Consider the following 3,834-nt stretch of genomic DNA (forward strand, 5'->3'; position numbering starts at 1 on the left):
CGACGATCTTCTGCCGCAGGCGAAATGGCCCGATCAGGTCGAGATCGTCGCGGGCCGCTATTTCGTGCGGCCGCGCTACGAAGTGAAGCGCGCGCAAGGCCAGCGCCGCATCGCGCACGCCAATGTCGAACGCACGGATCTGAAGCCGAACCCGGCGCTTGCCTCGCTGACGGACGTCATGGGCAAGGGCTACATCATGCCGTTGCCCGTGCTGCCGCGCGCCGAGTTCGCGAGCGTCATGCTGCCGACGCCGATGGCGACCGAGCAGCACGAGCTGCCGATCCGCGCCGAACTGATCGACGCCGACGGATCGCGCGTCGCATCGCGCTATCTCGGCCGCATCCAGCGCCGCGACAGCGTCGAGATCGACGTCGAAAAGTGGATCGCGAACGAGAGCCTGAAGCTCCCCTCAGGCTACGGCCATGTCGAATTTCTCTACGACTTCCGCGAGGGCGGCGAAGGCGACGGCTGGCTCCATGCGCTCGGCCGCTTCGAACAGAAGTCGAGCGGCCACCGCGCCGAGACGATCTTCGGCGCGCATATCTACAACACCGCCGTCATCTACAAGGACGAGCCCCAATCCTACACCAACAAGCCGCCGGGGCTGACCACGCGCCTCTTCCTGCGCATCGGCAACGAGGTTCAGGGCGCCGGCCTCGATACGATCTGCCACCTGATCTATCCGGCCTCGACGCCGTGGCACGCGAAGAGCTCGACGCTCCTCATCCTGCATGACGCGGAAGGCAAGCCCATCGCCGAGAAGCCCATCGAGATCGCCTGCGGCGGCTCGCGCTTCTGGCGTCTCAGCGAGATGTTCTCGAAGGAAGAACGCGAAAGCATGGGCGGCGCGGGCTATGTCATCGTCCGCGACACGACCTGCCGCCTCTTCGGCTTCCACGGCCTCGTCAACGGCGAGAAGAGCTTCTGCCTCGATCACATGTTCGGGTTTTGAGCTGGCATCGTCTTCCTCTACAGTGCCGATCGCCGACCTGCATATTCCATATCGCGCGGGCAGCACGGGTTGGGGGAGACTGACAATCATGAAACGCCGGGTTCTATATGTTGTCCACGAGTTCCCGCAGATTTCGCAGACCTACATTCTGAATGAGATCATCGCGCTCGAGCAGGACTACGACATCCGGGTGGTGGCGCTCGAAGAGCCCGACATTCCGATCGAGACGGATCACAAGGCTTACGTGACAAAACGATTCAACCGGATCGTCGAGATCGCGCAGGAATTCAGGCCGGACGTCCTGCATTCTCACTATGTGCTTCATGGCCCCTTGATGCTGAAGCTTTCCCGACGTCTCGGAGTTCCGTTCACGATCAGGGGTCATTCTTTCGACGTTCTTTCGCCCCCCTCGCGATACTCTTTCTTCAAGCGAATAAGGCGGAAGCTTCGAGGAAAGCCTGAATTCTGGGTGTCCTATAAGGAGCACGCGTCGACGACGTTCAATTCGCCGCATTGTCTCGGCGTGCTTCTCTTTCCCTTCCAGCGCCCGCTGCTGGAAGCGGCCGGCGTACGGACCTCAAAAATCCACGATTGTTTTCCGGTGATGGATTTCGATCTTTTCCATGATCGCAGCCCCAATGGCGATGCGATCATGAATGTCGGAGCCTGTATTCCGAAGAAAAAGATGACCGACTTCGTCGACCTCGCCGCCTCCATGCCGGACCGCCGCTTCAACCTCTACGCGTTGGGCTATTACGTCGACGATATCCGCAACTACAATGAAGCCGCCAGCAATCCTGTGACGATCGTCCCGCCGGTGCAGCCCCGCAATATGCCGGCCGAATACAAAAAGCATCGATGGATGGTCTACACCGGCGATCATGTCCTGAAATCGCTGGGCTGGCCTCTGGCCCTTGCGGAAGCCCAAGCCTCCGGCGTCGGCGTCTGCGTCGCCAATGTTCGGCCGGATCTGCGGGAGTTCATCGGCAATGCGGGCTTCGTCTTCGACAGCGTGGAGGACGTGCGGAAGATCGTCAGCCAGCCTTTCTCCGATGAACTTCGCGAGCGCGGATTCGAACAGGCAAAAAAATCGGATATTCGGATTCACAAGACGGTGCTGACCGATCTCTGGCAAAAGTCATTCCGCAGCGCGCCCTCCCCTAACTCCTGAGCCGCCTGGCCGTCGTTCTTCCGCCTATCAGCTTCCCACGACTTTGCGATATTCTTCCCAGCGAATGCCGAGAGCACCCAAGACCAATCCTGCGCCCCTCGCCATTTTCAGGAGGTGTTTTAGTGAGGCGTAGGGCCTCGGCAATCTCAAGGCGGCAATGACGGCGTTGTACGGAATCCACCAGAGTCCCTTGCCGAAGCATTGCATTCGCGTTTCTCCACCTAAACGCATCAGCGCTTCCATATTTCCGATGCGGAAGGCCCGACGAGCGAGCCAGGACACCGTCTGTTTGTCCGCGTCACAGAATTCGGTGGCGAAGGTTTCCGATGTATGGAACAGCACCGCGCCCTGCCGCCAGGCGCGCGCGAAGAATTCCACGTCCGTGCCGCCGGTGAGAGCAAAATTCTCATTGAAGCGAAGCCCCCAATCTCCCCACAGGCGCTTCGAGATCAGAACGCCGTTGGTCGCCACATTGTAGGACGCGTATCGTTCACGTAACGAGGACGGCCCGCCCGACATCCGGCGGAAGAACTCCTGAAATTTCTGCGGCGGTTCGAATATCCAGCGCACTTCGCATTTGACCGCGTCGCAGCCCTCCTCCTGCTGGACGCGGCAGAGCGTCACCGCCCAGTCCGGTGCGACGGTCTGGTCGTCGTCGAGAAAGATCACCGCGTCGGCATTCGACGCCCGGGCGAATTCGAGCGCCCTGTTGCGCGCAATGGGGATACCGGGTCTGGGTTCATGCAGGAGTTCCGGCGACAGACCCGCAAGCCGGCTCTTCATCGCGTCGAGAATGCCCGTCGACCCTTCGAGCGACATCCCGTTGTCGACGATCAGAAGTTTCAACGACAGGGAGGAGGAAAGTCTCAGTTCGGCGAGAGACGCCAGACAACGACCGAGAGAGACCGGCCTGTCGCGCGTGCAGACCGCTATGACGACTGCCCCCATCATTTGTTACACCCTCCATGTCACAACCCGGTGCCTTTTTAATATGACGTACACCAATTAGTCCATCTATTTCTGCGCGGGTCGACGTTTCTCCCCCGAGTTCAATTCATGACGGATCGAAATGCCGTCACCGGTTAGCCACAAGGAGCAATCTGCCTGTATCCGCCGTCCGGTTTGCGGCACTCCCTCCCGCGAAACATGGCCGCTCCGGATGGACGGCGCACACCTGCGCCGCGGAACGACTGCGCGCCGTGTCCTTCGTTTCTCCTTCAGATGACGACCGGTTCTACGCAAATTTCCGGGAAGCGGGGCGCTTCACGGCATTGCTTTTCGACGTGCCTTGGTTCGCGCCTTCAAAAGGTCGCGATAGAAAGCCTCGACGTCGGCCACGCGTGCATCCGGCGCATAGAGCGTCATGTCGTAACGCGGGGCGATGCCGCGCAACCGGTAAGCGCGTTCCAGCGCGGCGACCAACTCGTCGGGGTTCGTCGTGTCGATGGCGTCGATCTCGGGATTCGTGGCGGCAATGTCAGCAAGGCCGTGGCTGTTGTGGACGATCAGCCGGCAACCGGCGCGCATCGCCTCGATGGCGACGGGCCCAAAAGGTTCTTCGCGCGACGGAACGACGAGACAATCCATCACCGCATAAAGATCGAGCGCATCCGGCCTGTGACCCAGATAGCGTATGCGCGGATCGTCGGCACTGAAGCCGGCATGCCTGGCAACTTCGGGGCCTGCGCCGACGATAAGAAAACGCGCATCC

The 3,834-nt window shown here is 60.6% G+C and carries 3 protein-coding genes and 1 pseudogene; 2 read left to right on the plus strand and 2 right to left on the minus strand.

The window, feature by feature from the left end; all coding sequences use genetic code 11:
• Both VMR03_RS01575 and VMR03_RS01580 read left to right on the plus strand, forming a co-directional pair.
• Window positions 1-952: pseudogene (locus tag VMR03_RS01575) on the plus strand (hypothetical protein); the annotation flags it as partial.
• An 88-nt stretch (window positions 953-1,040) separates the two neighbouring features.
• The gene (locus tag VMR03_RS01580; protein WP_325401601.1) at window positions 1,041-2,123 is read left to right on the plus strand and encodes a glycosyltransferase; all 1,083 of its coding nucleotides are present in this window, start codon (window positions 1,041-1,043) and stop codon (window positions 2,121-2,123) included.
• A 27-nt stretch (window positions 2,124-2,150) separates the two neighbouring features.
• Here the strand turns inward: VMR03_RS01580 and VMR03_RS01585 are convergent, their stop codons facing one another.
• Window positions 2,151-3,074, minus strand: coding sequence for a glycosyltransferase family A protein (locus VMR03_RS01585; protein ID WP_325401603.1), 924 nt, complete (start codon window positions 3,072-3,074; stop codon window positions 2,151-2,153).
• A gap of 312 nt (window positions 3,075-3,386) precedes the next feature.
• Window positions 3,387-3,834: glycosyltransferase (locus VMR03_RS01590; RefSeq protein WP_325401605.1), on the minus strand; the 448-nt coding region annotated here is incomplete at its 5' end.

Source organism: Parvibaculum sp., assembly GCF_035511255.1.
GTDB lineage: Bacteria > Pseudomonadota > Alphaproteobacteria > Parvibaculales > Parvibaculaceae > Parvibaculum.